The organism is Algoriphagus chordae, assembly GCF_003254055.1.
Lineage (GTDB): Bacteria > Bacteroidota > Bacteroidia > Cytophagales > Cyclobacteriaceae > Algoriphagus > Algoriphagus chordae.
The window spans coordinates 1-19,132 of the sequence record NZ_QKZT01000034.1; the positions used below are offsets into that span (position 1 = coordinate 1).

Genomic DNA, 19,132 nt, shown 5'->3' on the forward strand with positions numbered 1-19,132 from the left:
TACGGTGGTGTGAGAGGCGCACCGTGGGCTTATGGCTCACGGCCGTCTACTCGATTGGCGTGTCGTTTTTTATTTTTTCCTTCTTTCAAAATTGAACGTTGTTGCTGTATCGAATGGCGTCAATTACCTGGCTTTCCATTTTTTCTGTTTGTCCGACCCAAATGGTCATTTTGTGTGTTGGGTAGTCCCAGGTAAAAACGTGAACTATCGAGTCAGTCAGGATTTTCTTCTCATTTAAAATTCCACCATCAAATTCGTTTAAGTTGTGGTTGACGTTAATTGTGTAGTTTCTGTCTGGGTCTGTCCGAAAATACATTTTGTGAGCATAGTCATAATTCTGTCCGATGAGTTCGTCAATTGTCTCGACTGGTTCGTTCCAAATGTCGAAATACCAAGTGGCAGTCAGTCCGATAACGATAATTGTTAATATGACTATGAGTTTCTTCATTTTTCAAATGCACGCCAACACCTGTATATACGCAACTCACTTAATCCTATTGCGTCTATATCGCGATTGTCCACAGGTCTTTGCTCTGCCTAAATTAAGGGTTTCGTCAACAGTATTTGAAGTTGAGGAGAATATATTTACTTGTCTCTTTAAAAAGGCTAACTAAAATTCAAAATGCCCAAGAAAGCGAAAAGCTAGATGGGGACATTATTTTTTAACCGCTGAGTTCACGGAGGGTTTCGCAGAGGCCGCGAAGTTTAATTATCCTGCTTCTCTAGAGTCTTAATTTTGTTTGTTTCTCAGAATTTGAAATTCTGAGGACATCATAAAGGATTGCAAACCCTAGGATATAGCGTCGAGATTACATGCGCAATATTTGTCGGGAGTTGAAGAGCAGAATATTTTTATAAGTTTCTGCAACCATAGTCCATTTGATAAACGAATTCTTCTTTATCTCTAATTGCAATAATTTGAAGGCTTCCTTTACTTTTATTAATCGAATCACCAATTTCAAGCTTCTCAAAAATATTGTTCTTTTCATTTACTAATGTTATTTGATATTCCATTTTATTATCGGAAATAATAAGAGTCGCTTTATTATGGTTTGATCTATCAATATATTTTTCTTTCAACATTCCATTAAATGATTTCATTTCCATATTTAGAGACCAATTACATCTAAAAACCTCAATGTCTTGAGACTCACCTTTGAAGATCAAAGTTCCAACTATAATGATAATTACAATCGTTGCTATAAGTTTTGTATTGAAATCGAACAATTTTAAGTGGTTTATTTTATCAGCTTGTATCCAACCTGTATATGCAACTCTCGCTACCTATTGAGACTATACCGCAATTCTCCAGCATCCCATTTATTTTGTGATCACATCCAAATAATTTTCTTTATTAACAACTCGAAACTCAGTTTCTGGATATGCTTCTTCGAAACCCAGAGGCAATTTGGCCCTTCGCTCTGGATTCCATTTCGCCTCAAAAGCAAATAACTTGCCTTCACGCTCTTCCAGCCAGTCCAGTTCTTTCCCTGTCGTTGTCCTCCAAAAATAAACGTTAGAATGAATGCGATTGTAGCTCAGGTATTTCATTCGCTCAGAGATTATGAAATTCTCCCAAAGCGCTCCTTTGTCATTTCGTAAATCCAGGGAGTTGAAATTATTGATAATGGCATTTCGCACGCCATTGTCCCAAAAGTAGATCTTTCTACTTTTTTTGAGTTCTCGACGCATATTCCTGCTAAACGAGTTCAGACGAAAAATCACAAATGCCTTTTCTAGCAAGTCTAGATACTTTTCTGCTGTTTCCTTATCTATCCCAATTGTATTTCCCAGGTCGTTAAATGTAACCTCTGAACCGACCTGAAGTGCCAAAGCCAGTAATAACTTCTGTAAAACTGTAGGCATACGAACATCCGCCAAACTCAAAATATCTTTGTAGAGATAGCTGCTGGTAATTTCCTGAAGTGCTTCTTGTGCTTCGCTTGGATGATTGATTACTTCTGGATAAAAGCCAAAGATCATCCGCCGCTCCAAAAGTCGTTTCTCTTCCCTAGGAGAAGTATGCAAGCAAAGTTCTTGTGTAGAAATTGGGTAAAGTTGAAACTCTCGTTTGCGACCTGTCAACGGCTCTTTAATTGAGTTGGCTAAGTCTAATGCTGATGAACCTGAAGCTATGACTTGAACTTCGGGAAATTCGTCTGCCAATATTTTCAACGTAAGACCAATATTTGGTACACGTTGAGCTTCGTCAAGTACTACCAATTTATAACCTCCGATAAGGGACTTTAGGGCTGAAGTTGTAACTTCAAAAAGGCTCTGGCGATCATCTGGGTTATCGCAATTTAGCCATAAAACTTTCTCATTAGGAAAATCCAAGACCTGCTTCATGAGCGTAGTTTTCCCTACCTGTCTAGGCCCGATGATTACCAAAAGCTTTCCTTGATGAATCCTTTTTCGCAGCTCAGATTCTATTTGACGAGATATCATGAGTTAAACATATGTAAATTCTCGATCGTAACCGAAAATTTACATGTTAATTTTCGGTTACGATCGAAATATTTCATGTTTTCGAGTTTCTTAGATTGGAGATTGCAAATCCAGAGGAGCTAATTATGCAAATGTTTACTAGAGAGGTATTGCTGAGTAAGAATTAGACATTCAACGGATAAGCTTCGAGATTACAAATGTCGAGGCGCTGGAAGATCTGGTTGTTCGGGCTGTGCACGCAACGAAAACCTAGACGCTAGCTGCAGCACTTCAGTCCAGGACAGCCAAAATACTTTTATCTGGGTCGTCCAAGTCGAAATGTATTTCGAAAGTGTCGGTCGTTTTTCTTTCCAGTATACTCGTTAATAAATTCTCATTCTTGGGACTAAGTTGAATAAAGCCTGTTTTTTCAAAACTTAGTCCATTGACCGTATAAGTGTATCGGATCTTATAACTGTCGGTATAAATCTCGGTCCCTTTCCACTTTGTTTGTTTATTCCTTACAATTGGTTCAATTGAAATAATTTCTCCAGTAGTGTGTCCTTTGAAAGTTTCTAAGTCCGTCTGTCGGAATCGTTCTCGGATGTCAGAATAGTAGTAAATTCCGTAAAGGCAAATTGAAATAAAAACCACTGTCCCGAAGAATGATTTTAAATCCCAGTAGTCCAGTCGTTCTTTAATCCACTTTTTCATTTTAAAAGCCAAATCAACGATTTGGCGGTGTTAGTAAATTGCACTAAACTTTTATTAACCACCGAACGCCCTATTTGCTATATACCGTGTTTAGCTGTTGTTTTCATTTTTCAGGTTAGTCGCTATTCTGAATCCTAAGTCTTCTATTTTGAACGAAAAAGGATGACTTCTTCTTCGAGTTGTGGCCATAACACTCCTTTCTTGGTCACACCAACCACCACCACGGAAAACACGGTAATTACCGTAAACTGTTTCGTCATATATGTCTGAACACCATTCCCAAACGTTACCCAACATGTCATAAAGTCCCCATTCGTTAGGTTTCTTCAGTCCAACTTCTTGAGTTCGATTAATCGAGTTCTCTTTGAACCAAGCAATTTTACTTAATTCACCGTATCTGATTTCTTTAGTTCCGGCTTGACAAGCAAACTGCCATTCGGCTTCTGTTGGTAATCGAAATCCATTTGCTTTTGAATTCAAGGTTACCTTTTCAGTTGCTAAATCAATAGTATAGCATTTGTTTTTTCCTAAAGATTTAGATAGTCCATTACAAAAATTCACAGCGTCAATCCAAGAAACTGTTTCAACAGGTAATCTGTCACCAATGAACGTAGAAGGATTCTTGTCAGTTATTGCTTTATAAAATTCTTGCGTTATCGGGAACTTTCTGAGTTCATAGGAGTCTATGTTAACCGACCAAGTTTCCCTTGTTCGGTCGTCTCTCATGTCTACAGTTCCTGTTGGAATGGTTACAAATAGCTTGTCAACCAATTCTGTATCTATTTTTCCCTTTATTGTTTCCACTGTGTCGTTGTCTAAGCTTGCCGGTAACGGTTAGTATATGCGTAGTGCGACCGATAGGGAGAATAATCGCATATACAGTGTTGTGTGTGGTTTTACTTTCATCTATGCCATTACGGCAATCATATCGAATATTTTTTCGCCGAGTTTTATATCACCAATAATTTCTGAATTTTCAATCGCTTCTTCTCTATTTATGGCTTTCGTAAATATTTTCCAAGCGTAATTATCTCGTATTTTAACTTCACAATTGGGTTCTTGATTTGTAGATGCGAACAACGCCCAACCGTTGTCATAGTACAAAAACCAACTTTTTTCTGTTTTCCCTATAAAAGTAAATTTTATCAAATCCTTAGCTGCTCCTTTTACATTCCGATAATGATGGGGAAGGGCTCTAACTGAAGTATCTAAAAATGGTAAGTACCACTTTTCGTCAAGTAACTTTTGTTCGTCACAAACGGCCAGTCTAATCTGTTGTTGATGATGCCATTTTTCGGTGTATTCCCTTGCAATGTGAAACCAATTTTTTGATTCATTCTCTCCTGCCCAAGCTACTGAGAATTCAGCTTTATCGTTGAGGTTTAAGGTGGCTAAAAAATCGCAGTATTCTTTTCCCGAAGATTTTATTAAATCAATTATGACTTTTGGGCTGAGTCTTTTAGTCGCTTTAACCCAATCGGCATTTAGTCTATTTAAGAAATCGATTAAATCTTGATATGAGTTAATATTTTCAGGTTTTTCACCATAATAATCATCACGTAGCATTGAAAGTGTTCTCAGATTCCCGTCCAGTAAGTGGACTGCAACATCTTTCACTTTCCATTTAGGTGCGATAGTTTGCTTATCCCAATCATCGGCTGATAACCCTTCCAATAACTTGAATAGTAACGTATCAAGTTCTGACATTAAGGCAACTACATCTATCTGTTCTGCTTTTTTCATTAGTACTTTTAATCACACACAACACTTGTCTATACGCAACTCACCTAACCCCATTGCGTCTATATCGGGATTGTTCGCAGGTCTTCAGGTTTTAAATGATCCTAAATTAAAGATTTCGTCAAGAGCATCTATAGGAGAGGGGAATTTCTTTGTTGCATACTTCCAAAAAAAATCAATATGTGTTGCCTAGCTCCTTAAGCCATGGATTTTACATTGCTCTGGTCTGGTTTTATTCAATTTCTTTTGTTTTGAGATTAACAACTTTTATTCGCTGATTCTTCTCGTAATATTCGCCAAATCCAAAAGCTACAATTTTGTCAAAACATTCCTCTCTAAACCCTCTTCTCAGCAATCTAATAGTAATTAGGGAATCTAAACTAGTATTCAAACTGCCTAAATATTGGCGCTTGTATTTTAAATCAGAATCCTCCGGGCCCTGTGCTAAAATTAATTCCACTCTTTCAATTTGGTCTTTATTTGGAGTAAATCTTTGTTCATTAATTGAAATCATGGGTTGATATTTCGCCGGAAATATAAATCCTTGATATGATTTATTTGAGACATAGTAGCTTGTGTCAGAGGAAGAGTTATTCGGGTCAAAACAATCAATCATTGGTCTATTCATTGAACACCCAATATTAAACATTACGATTATTGCTAAAATTATTTTTTTCATTCTTCATATATCGCTTTGTTCCTAGATATTATAAATCACTCCCAGCGTAGAGTTAATCCGGTCAGTCAGCATTTCTATTAATTCTTCATCCAGATATTCGTACTCGTCCTCAATTTGGAGAACTTCAATTTCAGGAATTTCTAAGTGTCGAAATGCTCCGGAAATCCGGTTGCCTTGTCCATCTTCCATCACAAATATCAAATCCGACCATTCGATATCACGTTCTTTGATTTGACGTTCACTTTTAGGGCTTAGTCCCACAGATCGAATATTGAAGCGTTGATCGTTCTTAAAAATATATTCAGCGGTTCTGCTTCTTCGTTTGTTCCTTCCACAAACTACCAGAATGTTTGGTCTATCGTTCATCTAATAAATATTGTAAATAATTGTAAACTAACTAAAATTCAAAATGCCCCAGAAAGCGAAAAGCTAGATGGGGGCGTTTTTTGGCTCCTCGGGAATTCATATCTCAGGATAGATTGGAGGGTTTCTAACCCTCACCAAATAAAAAGAGGATGCAATTTATATTGGAAATGCTTGGATAGTGCTTCGAGATTGCCAATCTCAAATAGCCCCACAGATGAACTTATTCAAGTCGATTTTTTTTCTTTATTAGATCTTTTCGCTTCTTTCTTTGATGATTTTTAGAATATTTACTTGAATGTCATTCATGATAAATTTACTCCAGAGTCCACTATAAAAATTAAAGGGAGTTGAAAGCCTGAATTTGGAAGTGAGTATAAGTTTTACCTGATCCTTGCCAATGTTTTCAATTTCATACTTACCCTCCATAACATCAAAATATTTTCCACCCACCAACACATGTTGATCTAATGCTGTTGGGGGAATTGAGTTTGGGTCTGCTTGGATAGTAAATGCTAAAACTTTATGAGGAATAACTTCAGTCACAGTTTCAGTGAAAAACAACCCTCTAGCGAAAATGGCCTTTCTTATCCCGCCAACTGCTACAGTGTCTAATTCAGCTTCAATGGGTCTTGGAAATCCCATAAATTGAAAAAGTGTTAGGTTATTTTCATCTTCTGATATTCTATTAACGCGAGTTATTTGTTGCCAAATCTCTTGTTCGTCTGATTGTATAGTGATAGATGTTGTTTCGGTGAAAATCTTCTCCTGAAGCCCTAAAAGATTCTCTATAGGAGCAATCAAGAAGGGTAGTAGAAGTGCTAATGACACTAGGGTTTTATCATTCTTTCGTCTTTTAAAAGCATTTACTCCGATGAAGCCTCCTATTAGCGACATTACTGCAAATATTGGAATCGCCATTATTGCGCAAATAAGTCCTTCACTACCTGTAAGCACTGTAATCAGTATTAGTCCCAATATTGAAAATATCGGCATTGTGATGATAAGGATTTTCGAGGCGCTAGTAATGGAATCTAGGTGATATGCTGTCAGCAAGCCAATTGCTAGAGGAACCAGAAACATAAAGGACAAAGTCATTAATCCATATGTTGGAAGCAAGGCACTTTCACTGGTCTCTAAGGCAAAAATTGCTCTTGCTGCAAGGCCGTAAGAAATTCCATAGGCTAGTCCTTTTAAATATTTGGATGTATTCACTTGTTTGACTTCTATTCTGTTTTGGTTTTTAAAGCAATCAGCCTGCTTAATTGTATTGAGCCTAAATTAAGAATTTCGTCAAGAGCTTCTATAGGGAAGTAGATTAAATTTGCTATCACCCCAAAAGTCGACAACTACTCCAATCCCTTCTTTTCTGGGTTCCAGAATGGTTTTGTTTTGATTTGCTTGGTTTCCCATTTCAGCTCTTTTCTAAAAAATTGATTTACGGCTACGCAAACTCTGCTGTCTCCGGCTATGTAGGCCATCTTTTTCCCTTTTAGCGTAGGAGCGATTTCTCTTAGCTTGGCAATGATCTGCTCGCTTGGGTTTTCTGGCAGTTCATAATAATCAAGAGGCGAACTTCCGTCAATATCTGGGAATTGCTCAGATTTCTCAGGGCTGTAAACTATACTGGCTACCTGCTTGTCTTTTCCGATAGAGCGGTTGATCATATATAGATGCGAGAGTGCTGAGAGGTCGCCCAGCAGCACATAGCTATCCGCGGTATCATCTGCCAGGAAATTGCCTTTTTTCCATTTGAAATAAACTGTATCGCCGACCTGACAATTTTTCACCCATTGCGAGCCGATTCCTGAACTGTGCGTGGCAATGGCTACCTCTATAAAGCCTTCAGATTTGTTGATATCCCACACACTGTAGCTTCTGATCTTGTCTTTCATAGACACCTGCTCATTGCCTATACCAATTCCCATTCGTAAGAAGGAACCGGGAATAAAATTGGCTTTGCGGATGCTGCCACTTTTCAGGCGAATTCTAAAAGCTGTTGTAGAAAGTGCCACTTTCTCTGTGATGATCGCCTCATCCAAGACTACTGATTTTAGGATGTTTTCTATGATGCTCATTAGAGGTTAGCTTAGGAGGTAGGGTGATTTTGATGATACGCTTCTATCATCGCCAAGGGAGATTTATGAAGTTTTCCTGATGCTTTTTGAAAATCAGAAGGCACATCGTTCACTCCATTGTTAATGCCTTCATAAATGCCGGCAATGATCGTCCCCATAAAATCCCCTAAAGCTGCTTGACGTTCCCTTTTGTATTCTTCCACAGAAACGGCGGTGTATTTCAAATTCGTCTTATAAACCTGATTGATGTAGGCCGCCAATTCTTTTTGTGTGATGGCTTCACCTACCAGATTGTAGGTATTTCCGTTGTGCGTATCGTCCAAAAGCATCTGTGCGTAGGCGAAACCTAACTCTTCTCTGCTGGTATAGCTGCACTTTCCTTCTCCTGCACAATTCCTTATTTCTCCCTCTTTCACATAACTGTCGATGTACTCCAAATCTGGTTCTATGTATATGCCGTTTCTGCCAATCACCCATTGCAATCCCGATTCACGCACATCTTCTTCTGTTTGTCGATTGCTCTGCACTATGGGACTAAATGCCGTATTGATTTCGTCTCCTACGATGCTGGTATATACTAGTTTAGCAACGCCATTTTGTTTCGCTGCTTCGATCACATTTCTGTGCTGTTGGATTCTCTTCTGAGGTTCGTCCATTCCCGATACAAGCAAGACTTTGTCCACACCATTTAGGGCAATTTTAAGATCTTCAGGGCTGTTGTAATCGCCTTTTCTAACTTCCACACCGAGGTGTTTAGCTTTCTCTGGTGTACGTGCGATGGCTATTACCTTTTCTTCCCCAATTTCCTGAATTAGAGCTTTTACGATAGCGGCGCCTAACTGACCGCTTGCCGATGTTACTGCAATTTTCATAATAGTAATGAGTTATGATTTTTTTGATCTCAGCGCAATGATTTTCTCTTTCACTGCTGGTATTCGAATGATAAAGCCAATGCCAACTATCAGGGCGTAAATAGCCCAAGTTTTGTCTAAAATAGCAACGTGCAGAAGACTCAATAAGATGGCAACATAGGCCAAACTCTGTAGTTTTTTCCACTTATCCTTTAACTTCTTCATTGATTTTCTATTGGAAGTAAAAAGAAGTGGAATCAGAAGTAGTACCGCCACAAATCCAGCGATGTAGTTGAATTGTGAAAAGGTCTCTATAAATCCTTCTGCCCAAATGAAAATAACGAAGTGAAGTATGCTCCACACTGCGGAGGCAATACCCATGGCTTGTCTTACAAATAGACTGTGCACACCAAAGAGGATAAACAGAGGAGTGCAGGTGAGTACTGCAGTCATCCATCTGATTGCGAACTCGCCAGAAACGTGGTATAACATTTCCAAACTTGTTCTGCCTTCCTCTTCACCATCAGCCAGTGTGATGGAGAGCCCATGATTCAGCTCAACTGTGATCAAGTTAGCTAAAACAATCATGGGTAAAAGAGCCAGAAGAGCGACGATCATCCAGCCGTAATTTTTTTTGATGAAACTCATGTAGACTGCTCAGTTTTTAAATCTTCCAGCTCTTTTTCCAGTTGCTCAGCTTTGGCTTTAAATTTTTCCATGGATTTTTTCAACTGAGAGATTTTTTTGAAGGCTTCCTCGTCTTGAACTGCCTGATACCTGACTTTTCCTTCAACTTCTTTAATTCTGGAATGGCTCCCGCAGGTGGGGCATATAGCTACTGTGCTCATGATTTATTTTTGAGCAAAGTTCACTTTAATGATTCCTAAAGTAAAGGTGAATCACTTGTTAAGAATGGTAAATATGAAACCAATCCTTTAAAGAGAGGACTTGTATTCCTTGGGTGAAAGCCCAGTCTGTCTTTTGAAAAACTTGGTGAAGTTAGTCACTTCATCGAAGCCAGTTTGGAAGGCAACTTCCTTCAGACTAATCTCGCTGTTAAATATGTTTCGTTTGATTTCGAGTATCACATACTGATCGATAAAGTGCTTGGCGGTATTAACAGTGATTTCCCGCAGGATCAGGTTGAGATGCTTGGATGAGATATTGAGCATGGCTGCATAGTCAAGCACATTTCGAGTTTGTGTGTAGTTTTTCTCTACCAGGTCTTTGAATTGGGTGAAAAGTGCTTGGTGCTTTTTGTTCCCTTTTTCTGGAAGATCTTGCTGTGCGTGACGCTCTAATTTCAATAAATAGATCTCCAGTATTTTGGCGACTATTTCTTTTTGAGCATAGCTATTTTTGCTTTGGAGTTCTTCTGATGCCTTCTCCAGAAAAAAGTCATTGAAAGGGCTGTGTTCTACCAGTGGCTCCGAAATGTGATAGTTGTACAAATGGGAAATGAAATTGATCGAAGAGGTTGAGAAATACCTTAAAACAAAATCTTCAGTGAAGACCACCAGATAGCCATCGTATTGAAAATTTTTCTGGAAAGCATGCACCTGACCTTTAGCGATTTTGAGTACAGAGCCCTTTTGGACAGCATAGTTTTTCAAATCTACCTGATGTACTCCCTTGCCTTCCGTCACGATCAGCAAAGCAAAAAAGGAAATTCTATGGGGTAGGTGAGGGTTGTGACTGGGATTTTCTTCTATGCGTGAGAACAACTCTGCTAAGCTTAGAAATTCAATGTCCGTGCTTCCTTCGGTACTTTTAAAAGATATGTTTGGGATGCTGTTCAAGGGTGAATCTTTTTATGGATGTTCGTGAACTCGTATGTAAACAAAACATATTTTGTGAACTTTCCCTTCGTCCTTCCTCAGGGCACGACTTATATTATGAGGTGATATGTAGGGAGAAAGAGGCGGCGGAGCCGTCTCTTTCTCCCTACATATAAAACAATAAACACGGTGGCCGAGCGAAGTCGAGGCCAGTTTACTTCCATTTGTATATTGTTGGGAATTCTTTGATTTTTTAATGCTAGTAGCTTATCAGTGTCGACACTCCTGTTATTTCTCAAAAGCCTCCTTCGTGATGCCAGTATCAAACTTGATGTCTGTCCAGTTAACTGTGATCCATCCTTCGTCAGAAAGGTCGGCGTTCCAAGTAGAGGCTTTGTACTTTCGCTTGGTTGGGATCAAAAGACCATCAATTTCCTCATAGTCAAGAAGCATCAAATAGGGAGTTTCCTCTACTCCAAAGTCAACTACCGTGAATAGGAATTGGTCAACAATTGAGGTTTCCTTATTAATATACAACTGGTAGATATCTGTCGGCTTGTCATCAGGGGAATCAAAGGCGATTTTTACAATGTGGTATTCTTTGTCGTTTATTGGCCGCTCGCCAATGTATTCGTAATTTATTCCTGGATCCAACTGCTTTTGCATCATAGCAAACCAGTAGTAATTCGTTGGTCGGTTAAATTTAACTCTAGCTAGCGCCTCTTCATCGTTTATCACTTCACCATTATGCTTTAGCCAATACTCAGTCCCGTTAAATCCCTGCTCTATGTCTCCATCGAATTGAGGCAGTGTTCGCTCATGAGTTGTGTATCTTCCATAGGAGTACTCGCCATCAAAAAGGTACTTCTCTTGAGAAATATCGGTGCCACCATCAGCTGTCACATAGGTATAGGTGTATTCGACGCTTTTTTTATCCGCCAGACTGCTGAAATCTCCCACTTTCTGCACCATCTCGTAAACTAACTCATGGCCCTTGTTTTGAAACTCTGGACTTTTCTGATTTTTATCCTGGCAGGAGGCTAGCAGAAAGCTTAAAAAAACAAGACTTAATACATTGAGTTTCGTGATAGAATTCATTCGCATAGTTTGGTTCAATTAAAATCCAGTGAGTTTCGAGTTAAATAATCAAGGGCTTTGGGTCCTGTTTGTGTCTTTTTATACAAGTTGCTTTCGCAAAGTTAGTAATCTATCAGTCCTCTACATTTACCTCCAAGCCATTAAGGTATTTCGCTAGCACGAAGCCCATACTGAAACTGCCTTGCAATAAATAACCTCCAGTAGGAGCGTACCAGTCTAGCATCTCTCCAATGGCGTAGGAGTTGGGGATTTTTTTGAACTGAAAGTTCTCATCTACTTCATCCAAAGCGATGCCGCCTAATGTAGAAATAGCTTCATCGATGACGCCTGCGGATTGGAGGCGAACTGGAATACATTTGATCGTTGCCAAAAGCAGATCGGGATTTGAAAAGGTGTCTTTATCGCAGAATTGCTTTAAAAGTCCGATGGATCTTCGATCTAGGTTTAGATCTTTATTCAGAATGTCGCTCACCTTAGATCGGGTGGAATTCTTGTATTTTGATCGTAATTGATCCACTGTCATGGTTGGTTTTAGGTCCAGATGAATTAGTACTGATTCTTTAACGAGAAGTTGCTCTTGAATCTTCTGACTCAAGGCATAAATGGCATTTCCCTCCAGACCGAATTTGGAAATGACCAACTCTCCTGTGGAAACATGACCTTGGTAGCTTAGTGCAATATTTTTCAAGGGTTTCCCTTCGTGTGTGTCTATAAAGTTCTTTTCCCAGTCAACTTCAAAAGCACAGTTGGCTGCTCTAAATGGCTGAACTCGTATGCCTCGGGCTTCAAATATTTTCTTCCATCCACCATCAGAACCAGTCACTTTCCAGCTTGCTCCACCTAAGGCGAAAACAACAATATCAGACTCAATATCCTCTATGGCTTCAAAACATAGCTGTCCTTGCTCGTTCCAGCCTATCCATTTAGTGTCAAGTTTGAATTCAATTTCTCTGGATGAAATATAGGATAGGATTTTATTGAGTACCTCGATAGGTTTCAGTTCCTGTTCTGGAAAAACCCGATTGCTCGATCCAATGAATGTTGGAATGCCCTGATCATTTAGCCAGCTCATAAGGTCTTTGTTGGTGAACTGACGGATGATAGGCGCCATAAATTCACTTGGGAAGTAATGAGAAATCAGCTTTTCTACAGAGGAATTGAAAGTCAGATTCAATCCTCCCTCTCCAGCGACGAGAAATTTCCGACCTGTAGTCTTTTTTCGCTCGCACAGCGTCACTTTATACTTGCTCATGTCTAGCTCGGCCGCGAGCATGAGTGCGGCGGGGCCTCCTCCAATAATTGTTAGTTTCTTCATTAGAAAAATATAGGTTTACTTATTGGGCAAGGGTGTGTAAGATCTGATTTTCACGAGGCAAAGATGCGGATAATGACAGATCGATTTGTTTTAAGTCATAAAAGGGACGCACAGTACAGGAGCTGAATAGTGCATTTTTATGATGAAAATTTCAAAACACTTAACAACCGAAGTTAAGCATCGATAATTCAATAGGCGAATTACTCAGCTCTATGTAGCAAAGCAAAAGATAGCATTAGAAATCCCTTAATCATGTTTTTTAGAGCTTAGGGCAATTCCGCATACAGTTGAGCCATTAATCCCATACCCATTTGAGCGATGACTCGATAGTTACCTTCCTGCAAGGCTAGTCCTCCTCGATTGTCTTGAGAAACTCCTAGTAATAAGCCGTCTGGAGTCAGAAAATTTGGTAACTCCTTCCAACATTTTTCTGCATACTTCCGATAAGATTCTGGTAAAAAACCTTCTCTCACACCAATCAAAATAGCAGCAGATATCCCAGCAGATCCTGAAGTGTCAGGAGCATTTTCTGAGTTCATAAAGCCATTCCAGAGACCATTTTCCTGTTGCATGGCAATTGCATAATCTACGCCTTCCTTGAATTTATTGATGACTTCCTGGTCTTGCATTTCATCTTTCAATTCTGCCATCGTTCTGACAAAACCTAATAAGGTCCATGCTCCCCCTCTTGCCCAGTTTTTGAATGTATAAGTTTGGTTGCTTGTGTTGTATCGTAGGTTTAGATTTCCGCCTTCAATTAGCGGGAATCGGTGCTTTAATTGCTCTAAGGCTCTTTTTTGCAAGGCGGGATTATTAGTTGACTTGCCAATTACCGCCATTGGGTATGCTACTGTATAGCATCCCTCTGCTGTGAGGGTGGTTCCGTCGGTCACCATACCATTAGGTTCTGAGTACTCATCCCATGCCTGAATTACTGTTTTCAGGATAGGGTGGCTAGGATTGATTCTGGCTAAAGTAGCATAGGGGATGGTTGATTCTATACCATCGATCTCATTATCTCTCGGTACATTCCGTGAGTTTTCATAGTGTAAATTTTGCTCCTCATCGAAGAACAAATCAAAATGTGCGTTAATCGCCTCAATGGCTCTCTCTTCTCCTTTGCGCGAATACAATTGCCATAAGCCATCCAATACAGTGCCTTCTCTCCATCCAAATGCCTGTATCGAACTGAGAGACATGAAACAGTTTAGAAAATCGTCCACAGTACCTTTTTCACTGGAAGAGGAAAGTAAATGTGGTGTGAATAGTTGATTGCCAGCAAGGCTGGGGATTTGATCAAAAAAACCAAATTTGTTAGGTGATTCGAGCGTCATTTGCAAACCAAATTTATTTATCTGCTCAATGTGTTTGCTATCAATCTGCAGCTGATAAGGGACCAATACCGATGAATTTCGAATGTCCACGAAACCCAATTCTGTGCCTTCCTGGTTGGGGATAGATATTAGCAAGCGGGCTTCGGCCCACATTTCCAGTGCGACGGTAACCCGTAGGAAAATATAATTGACTTGGGGTACATTGGTAGGTTTTAGCAATACAGTGTCCTCAGGGTTCATCACATAATAAGGCCAGTCAAATGCAATTCGTAAGTCTTCCGAAATTTCTGCAGACTGCCCTAGTACCTGCAAAGGAATCCTGTTCGTGTCAGTATCGTTTCTTCTAATTTGAGGTGCTGTGAATGAAATGTTTGGATTTAGATATAGTCCGACTCCTCCAAGTTGAATGAACTTTAAAAAATTTCTTCTCTGCATAGTGTTTTGCTTTTCCCGTCTTGAAAAATATATCTATCTGTTTACCTATTTTCTCAAAAAATACCTCATTCACAGTTTCTTTTCTAATGAAATGATAAAAAAGAACAGCTGATCATCTTTTCTGTAAAAGCTTTAATGCTGCTTGTAACGCTAACTAAGGTTATGAATCTTTATTTTTTTGTAATACAATTCGATTTTTACATGAACCTTTTGGTATTGAAAATTGTCTATCGTAATATTGCAATGAAACAATGGTAGCTATGGGACTTACCAAAACGGAAATATTTACCGAGCAGCAGAATGAAATAGCTGTATTCGCAAAGGCCTTTGGGCATCCAGCCAGAGTCGCTATTCTGCAGCATCTGTTCAAAATGGATAGCTGCGTATGCGGGGATTTAGTAATTGAGATAGGATTGGCGCAACCTACGATTTCCCAGCATTTGAAGGAATTGAAGCAGCTGGGTCTGATCAAAGGAAATATAGAAGGAACAAGTGTTTGCTATTGTATCGACCGAGAAAACTGGGATAAAATGAAAAAGCTTTTGAATGAGTTTTTTGATCAGGATATCTCGGCATCGGGTAACTGCTGCTAGTAAAAGAATATAGATATCCACTTTTATGCCCGTGGATCTCGGCAAGCTCGACCACCGGAGCTTTATTGTAAAGTTGGGAAGGTCAGGAATTGCGGTTTAACCGCAATTCCTGACCTTCACTCCACCACATTTCTATCCAGTCACCGAGCTTGTCGAGCTGAGCAGTAGGTAGTTTCACCACAGGTATAATTGAGAATAGTTATAAAAATCAAATCTAAAAATCGAATTATCACACTAAATAATTGAACTATGAAATTATCTGAAGTAAAATCAGCCTTGGCTAACTTGGAAACTATCGCTTTTCAATTGCCAACTGGAGAATTGGTTCCGACTCACTTTCATGTCACTGAAGTGGGTAAAATCACCAAGCATTTTATTGATTGTGGAGGGACTGTGAGAAATGAGAATGTCGCTAATTTCCAACTTTGGAATGCGGATGATTACAATCATAGACTTCATCCAGAGAAGTTGTTGAGCATCATTGAGCTTTCTGAGAAAGTATTGGAATTAGAAGATTTTGAAGTAGAAGTAGAGTATCAGGCGGAGACTATCGGGAAATTTGGATTGGATTTCGACGGAGTTAATTTCCTTCTGACTAGTAAGCAAACTGATTGTTTGGCGAAGGAAAAATGCGGTATTCCGGAGCAAAAGCCAAGAGTAAGACTGGCTACTTTGCAAGCTACTGAGGAATCTTGTACTCCTGGATCCGGCTGTTGTTAATAGAAAATTAATTCCGAAGCTATGCATACGACACAGATCACACTTTTGCCCGCGCTCAAACTCAGTGTGGAAGAGGCTAGAACTCTTACCATTTCATCAGAAAGACTGGAAGTTCTACAGGTTTTGATTGACTACGTTCAGTCTAAAGTCAAGTCCGGTGAAGAGCTTGTCCTCAACTTTATCTGCACTCATAATTCCAGAAGAAGCCAGTTTTCCCAGATCTGGGCCCAGACTGCCGCAGACTATTTTGGGATTCCTGCGTCCTGTTATTCCGGTGGGGTAGAGGTGACTGCTTTCAATGAACGAGCGGTGGAATCTATCAAGAGAGCGGGTTTTAGAGTTTCGAAAAAAGGAGAAGTTAATCCAACCTATTTTGTTTTTCACTCAGATGATGCAGAACCTGTTGTAGCTTTTTCTAAGCTTTTTGATGATGCTATCAATAGAACAAATCGATTTGCTGCGGTGATGACTTGCGCACATGCTGATGAGAATTGTCCATTTATTCCTGGTACTGAGAATCGTATTCCGGTGCGTTATGAGGATCCAAAAGCCTTCGATGATACTCCTGAGGAAGCCAGTAAGTATGATGAGCGCTCCATGCAAATCGCTTCTGAGATGTTTTATGTTTTTTCCCAAATAACTAGCTCTAACTAAAATGGCTCACAAAAAGCTAAGTTTCCTCGATCAGTACCTCACACTTTGGATTTTCCTAGCGATGGCTATAGGAGTGGGGATAGGGTATTTCTTTCCTTCCAGTTCTACGGTAATTAACTCTTTTAGCGTCGGTACAACCAATATTCCAATTGCTATTGGTCTAATCTTGATGATGTACCCACCGCTGGCCAAGGTGGATTACAAGCAACTTCCGAAGGTTTTTAGAAATGTCAAAATCTTGTCGGTATCCTTGGTTTTGAACTGGATTATCGGCCCGGTTTTGATGTTTGCCTTGGCCATAATTTTCCTGCATGATTATCCCGAATACATGGTGGGTTTAATTCTGATTGGGTTGGCGAGATGTATTGCGATGGTGTTGGTGTGGAATGATCTGGCTGAGGGAAGCAGCGAATATGGAGCTGGATTGGTGGCACTGAACAGTATCTTTCAGGTATTTGCCTATAGTTTTTATGCTTGGATATTTATCACGGTGCTTCCTCCGTATTTCGGTTTTGACGGAGCCATTGTCGACATATCTATTTGGACTATTGCCGAAAGTGTAGCGATCTATCTGGGAATTCCATTTTTGATGGGGATTTTGAGTAGGCATTTTTTGGTGAAAGCAAAGGGAGAGGATTGGTATCAAAACAAATTTATTCCAGCCATTTCGCCTATGACGCTAGTGGCATTGCTCTTTACGATTTTGGTAATGTTCTCCCTGAAAGGCGAACTGATTGTGCAGATTCCTATGGATGTGGTCAGAATAGCAGTTCCACTCTTGATTTACTTTGCCCTGATGTTTTTGATTGGGTTCTTCATGACCAAGGCTTTGGGAGCAGATTATGACAAGTCGGCTTCCGTGGCTTTCACTGCTGCTGGCAACAACTTTGAGTTGTCTATCGCTGTAGCAATTGCTGTGTTCGGTCTGAATTCCGGACAGGCCTTTACAGGTGTGATTGGCCCCTTGGTGGAAGTTCCGGCTTTGATACTGCTTGTTCGAGTGGCATTTTGGCTGAAGAAAAAGTACTATCCTAAAGTGAAAAGGGAGGAAGCTTAAGAGAATTCAGTAGGTTGGGTATAGTCTAATTCCTTTTCTTCCTTTACAAAATATTTGACATAAATTAGTTCCCTTCCCTTGGGGTACCCCAAGGGAAGGGAAGGACAGAGTTTAGCTAACACTCTCAATTCTTCTGTTAATACAGACTTGATATCCCACCAAAATGATTGTAGCACCCAGGCAGATGATGTGAGATATGCTTCTAAATATTGGCAAACGTTTTTTAGTCAACTTCTTTTTTTATCAGATTATTCATTTGAACAATTTTCCAGTTTCCATTTTTCAATTCCCACAATCGTGAAGAAGTTTCACGCATTGTATCGCCTGACATAGTTGATATATATTTTTGACTAACATAATCATAACCCAAGTCTTTTTTCAAAAGCTTTTGGTCATTATAAGTTTCAAGGACGTTTTTCTTTGGTAAATGCGGCCCAAACTTTTCAACCTGTTTGTAAGTCCAAACCTTTCCATTTTCCCACATATCAATGTTCTCATCCATTCCGGCTAAAATATCTGCCAAATTCACGCTTCCCTGTACATATTTATTATGCCAATCTTGCGCCATTTTCTCAAATTCAATTTTTTCAGTTTCCGTAATTGCATTGTCAGAATTACAAGAGAAACATAAAATCAAAAGTATTAAATAAATATATTTCATTTTAGATGGTTTTAATGTTTGCCAACGGTTAGTATTTGAAAAGTAGGCTATTACTAAGCACGAAACTTTCGATTTGACATAAAGTTAGATACAAGCCAAAAACATTGATTTTACTACTTTTTCGCCTATTTTTTATATACATCGTGTGTGCCCAGCATGGGCATCTGGTATCGAAGATACCAAATTATTCCAGAGGGTGGAAGTCCCTTACAGGCGAGTTGGTGAAACCTGTAAGTAAGCTGCAAGCTGGTTTGCCCTGAGGCATGCAGTGAAGGAAGCGGGACTACAAAATCCGGTATTGACAGCCTATCTCGAGAATCGGGCAGACCCCGTATCCAGAAAGCTTTTGAAAGTCGTAAAGAAAAGTCATGGATTGATTCATTTTCTAATGGTTGAATTCAGTCGTTTGGAATGAACTCGCATTCGAGGGCTAATTTCTCAAATATTCTTTTGTCCGCTCCAAGTCCGCTTATGCCATATCTTTTCAATTCAGTTCTTTTTTTATGCACCACCGGACGTTCGGCTAAACTGCGTTTTAATGCAGTTTAGGTTATGTGTGAGCCCAGCATGGGCATCTGGTATCGAAGATATCAAATTATTCCAGAGGGTGAAAGTCCCTTATGTGCGGGGGTAAC

Annotated in this window: 22 protein-coding genes; 4 read left to right on the top strand and 18 right to left on the bottom strand. The window is 39.6% G+C overall.

All coding sequences use genetic code 11. The features are described 5' to 3' along the window. Positions 1-85: 85 nt before the first annotated feature. The 17 genes from LV85_RS21585 to LV85_RS21665 all read right to left on the bottom strand — a co-directional run bounded on the left by LV85_RS21585 (position 86) and on the right by LV85_RS21665 (position 14,812). Positions 86-448: a hypothetical protein gene (locus tag LV85_RS21585; protein WP_111323363.1), complete on the bottom strand. Its 363-nt coding sequence runs from the start codon at positions 446-448 to the stop codon at positions 86-88. Between the two features lie 404 nt (positions 449-852). After that, on the bottom strand, positions 853-1,227 hold the full coding sequence (locus tag LV85_RS21590; protein ID WP_111323365.1) for a hypothetical protein: 375 nt from the start codon (positions 1,225-1,227) through the stop codon (positions 853-855). A gap of 93 nt (positions 1,228-1,320) precedes the next feature. Then, positions 1,321-2,448, bottom strand: coding sequence for an ATP-binding protein (locus tag LV85_RS21595; RefSeq protein ID WP_111323367.1), 1,128 nt, complete (start codon positions 2,446-2,448; stop codon positions 1,321-1,323). Between the two features lie 270 nt (positions 2,449-2,718). Beyond that, positions 2,719-3,141, bottom strand: coding sequence for a hypothetical protein (locus LV85_RS21600; protein WP_111323369.1), 423 nt, complete (start codon positions 3,139-3,141; stop codon positions 2,719-2,721). A 90-nt stretch (positions 3,142-3,231) separates the two neighbouring features. Further along, the gene (locus LV85_RS21605; protein WP_245942396.1) at positions 3,232-3,945 is read right to left on the bottom strand and encodes a formylglycine-generating enzyme family protein; all 714 of its coding nucleotides are present in this window, start codon (positions 3,943-3,945) and stop codon (positions 3,232-3,234) included. 102 nt (positions 3,946-4,047) lie between these two features. Beyond that, entirely contained in the window at positions 4,048-4,884 is an 837-nt protein-coding gene (locus tag LV85_RS21610; RefSeq protein WP_111323371.1) for a maleylpyruvate isomerase N-terminal domain-containing protein, read from the bottom strand. A 229-nt stretch (positions 4,885-5,113) separates the two neighbouring features. Then, a complete protein-coding gene (locus LV85_RS21615; protein WP_146260530.1) occupies positions 5,114-5,560 on the bottom strand; it encodes a hypothetical protein in 447 nt (148 codons plus the stop codon). Between the two features lie 21 nt (positions 5,561-5,581). Then, on the bottom strand, positions 5,582-5,926 hold the full coding sequence (locus LV85_RS21620) for a protein-tyrosine-phosphatase (RefSeq protein ID WP_092897405.1): 345 nt from the start codon (positions 5,924-5,926) through the stop codon (positions 5,582-5,584). 246 nt (positions 5,927-6,172) lie between these two features. Then, positions 6,173-7,138 (bottom strand): hypothetical protein, encoded by a 966-nt coding sequence (locus tag LV85_RS21625; protein ID WP_111323375.1) that lies wholly within the window; start codon positions 7,136-7,138, stop codon positions 6,173-6,175. A gap of 134 nt (positions 7,139-7,272) precedes the next feature. Then, a complete protein-coding gene (locus tag LV85_RS21630; RefSeq protein ID WP_111323377.1) occupies positions 7,273-8,001 on the bottom strand; it encodes an SIP domain-containing protein in 729 nt (242 codons plus the stop codon). A gap of 11 nt (positions 8,002-8,012) precedes the next feature. Continuing rightward, positions 8,013-8,873, bottom strand: a complete 861-nt coding sequence (locus LV85_RS21635) for an SDR family oxidoreductase (RefSeq protein ID WP_211318456.1) — start codon at positions 8,871-8,873, stop codon at positions 8,013-8,015. 12 nt (positions 8,874-8,885) lie between these two features. Next, positions 8,886-9,500: a ferric reductase-like transmembrane domain-containing protein gene (locus LV85_RS21640; protein WP_111323381.1), complete on the bottom strand. Its 615-nt coding sequence runs from the start codon at positions 9,498-9,500 to the stop codon at positions 8,886-8,888. After that, positions 9,497-9,700 (bottom strand): hypothetical protein, encoded by a 204-nt coding sequence (locus LV85_RS21645; protein WP_111323383.1) that lies wholly within the window; start codon positions 9,698-9,700, stop codon positions 9,497-9,499. Before LV85_RS21645 ends, LV85_RS21640 begins: the two co-directional genes overlap by 4 nt. Positions 9,701-9,787: 87 nt before the next feature. Further along, positions 9,788-10,651: a helix-turn-helix domain-containing protein gene (locus LV85_RS21650; RefSeq protein ID WP_111323385.1), complete on the bottom strand. Its 864-nt coding sequence runs from the start codon at positions 10,649-10,651 to the stop codon at positions 9,788-9,790. Between the two features lie 267 nt (positions 10,652-10,918). After that, positions 10,919-11,728: a DUF6503 family protein gene (locus LV85_RS21655; protein WP_111323387.1), complete on the bottom strand. Its 810-nt coding sequence runs from the start codon at positions 11,726-11,728 to the stop codon at positions 10,919-10,921. 112 nt (positions 11,729-11,840) lie between these two features. After that, positions 11,841-13,043: a BaiN/RdsA family NAD(P)/FAD-dependent oxidoreductase gene (locus tag LV85_RS21660; protein ID WP_111323389.1), complete on the bottom strand. Its 1,203-nt coding sequence runs from the start codon at positions 13,041-13,043 to the stop codon at positions 11,841-11,843. A 266-nt stretch (positions 13,044-13,309) separates the two neighbouring features. Next, positions 13,310-14,812: a glycoside hydrolase family 88 protein gene (locus LV85_RS21665; protein WP_111323391.1), complete on the bottom strand. Its 1,503-nt coding sequence runs from the start codon at positions 14,810-14,812 to the stop codon at positions 13,310-13,312. A gap of 260 nt (positions 14,813-15,072) precedes the next feature. Here LV85_RS21665 and LV85_RS21670 point away from each other — a divergent pair, with 260 nt between their 5' ends. From LV85_RS21670 to arsB, 4 genes are all read left to right on the top strand, one after another. Further along, positions 15,073-15,405, top strand: coding sequence for an ArsR/SmtB family transcription factor (locus tag LV85_RS21670; RefSeq protein WP_111323401.1), 333 nt, complete (start codon positions 15,073-15,075; stop codon positions 15,403-15,405). Positions 15,406-15,654: 249 nt separating this feature from the next. Then, positions 15,655-16,125, top strand: a complete 471-nt coding sequence (locus tag LV85_RS21675; protein WP_111323393.1) for a DUF6428 family protein — start codon at positions 15,655-15,657, stop codon at positions 16,123-16,125. A 21-nt stretch (positions 16,126-16,146) separates the two neighbouring features. After that, positions 16,147-16,779, top strand: coding sequence for a protein-tyrosine-phosphatase (locus LV85_RS21680; RefSeq protein ID WP_245942397.1), 633 nt, complete (start codon positions 16,147-16,149; stop codon positions 16,777-16,779). A 1-nt stretch (position 16,780) separates the two neighbouring features. Beyond that, positions 16,781-17,836 carry an ACR3 family arsenite efflux transporter gene (arsB, locus tag LV85_RS21685; RefSeq protein ID WP_111323395.1) on the top strand — a complete coding sequence of 352 codons (1,056 nt, stop codon included), beginning with the start codon at positions 16,781-16,783 and terminating at the stop codon, positions 17,834-17,836. A gap of 223 nt (positions 17,837-18,059) precedes the next feature. On the opposite strand, the gene LV85_RS21695 is transcribed toward arsB, so the two are convergent. Next, the gene (locus LV85_RS21695; protein ID WP_111323397.1) at positions 18,060-18,497 is read right to left on the bottom strand and encodes a hypothetical protein; all 438 of its coding nucleotides are present in this window, start codon (positions 18,495-18,497) and stop codon (positions 18,060-18,062) included. Between the last annotated feature and the right edge of the window lie 635 nt (positions 18,498-19,132).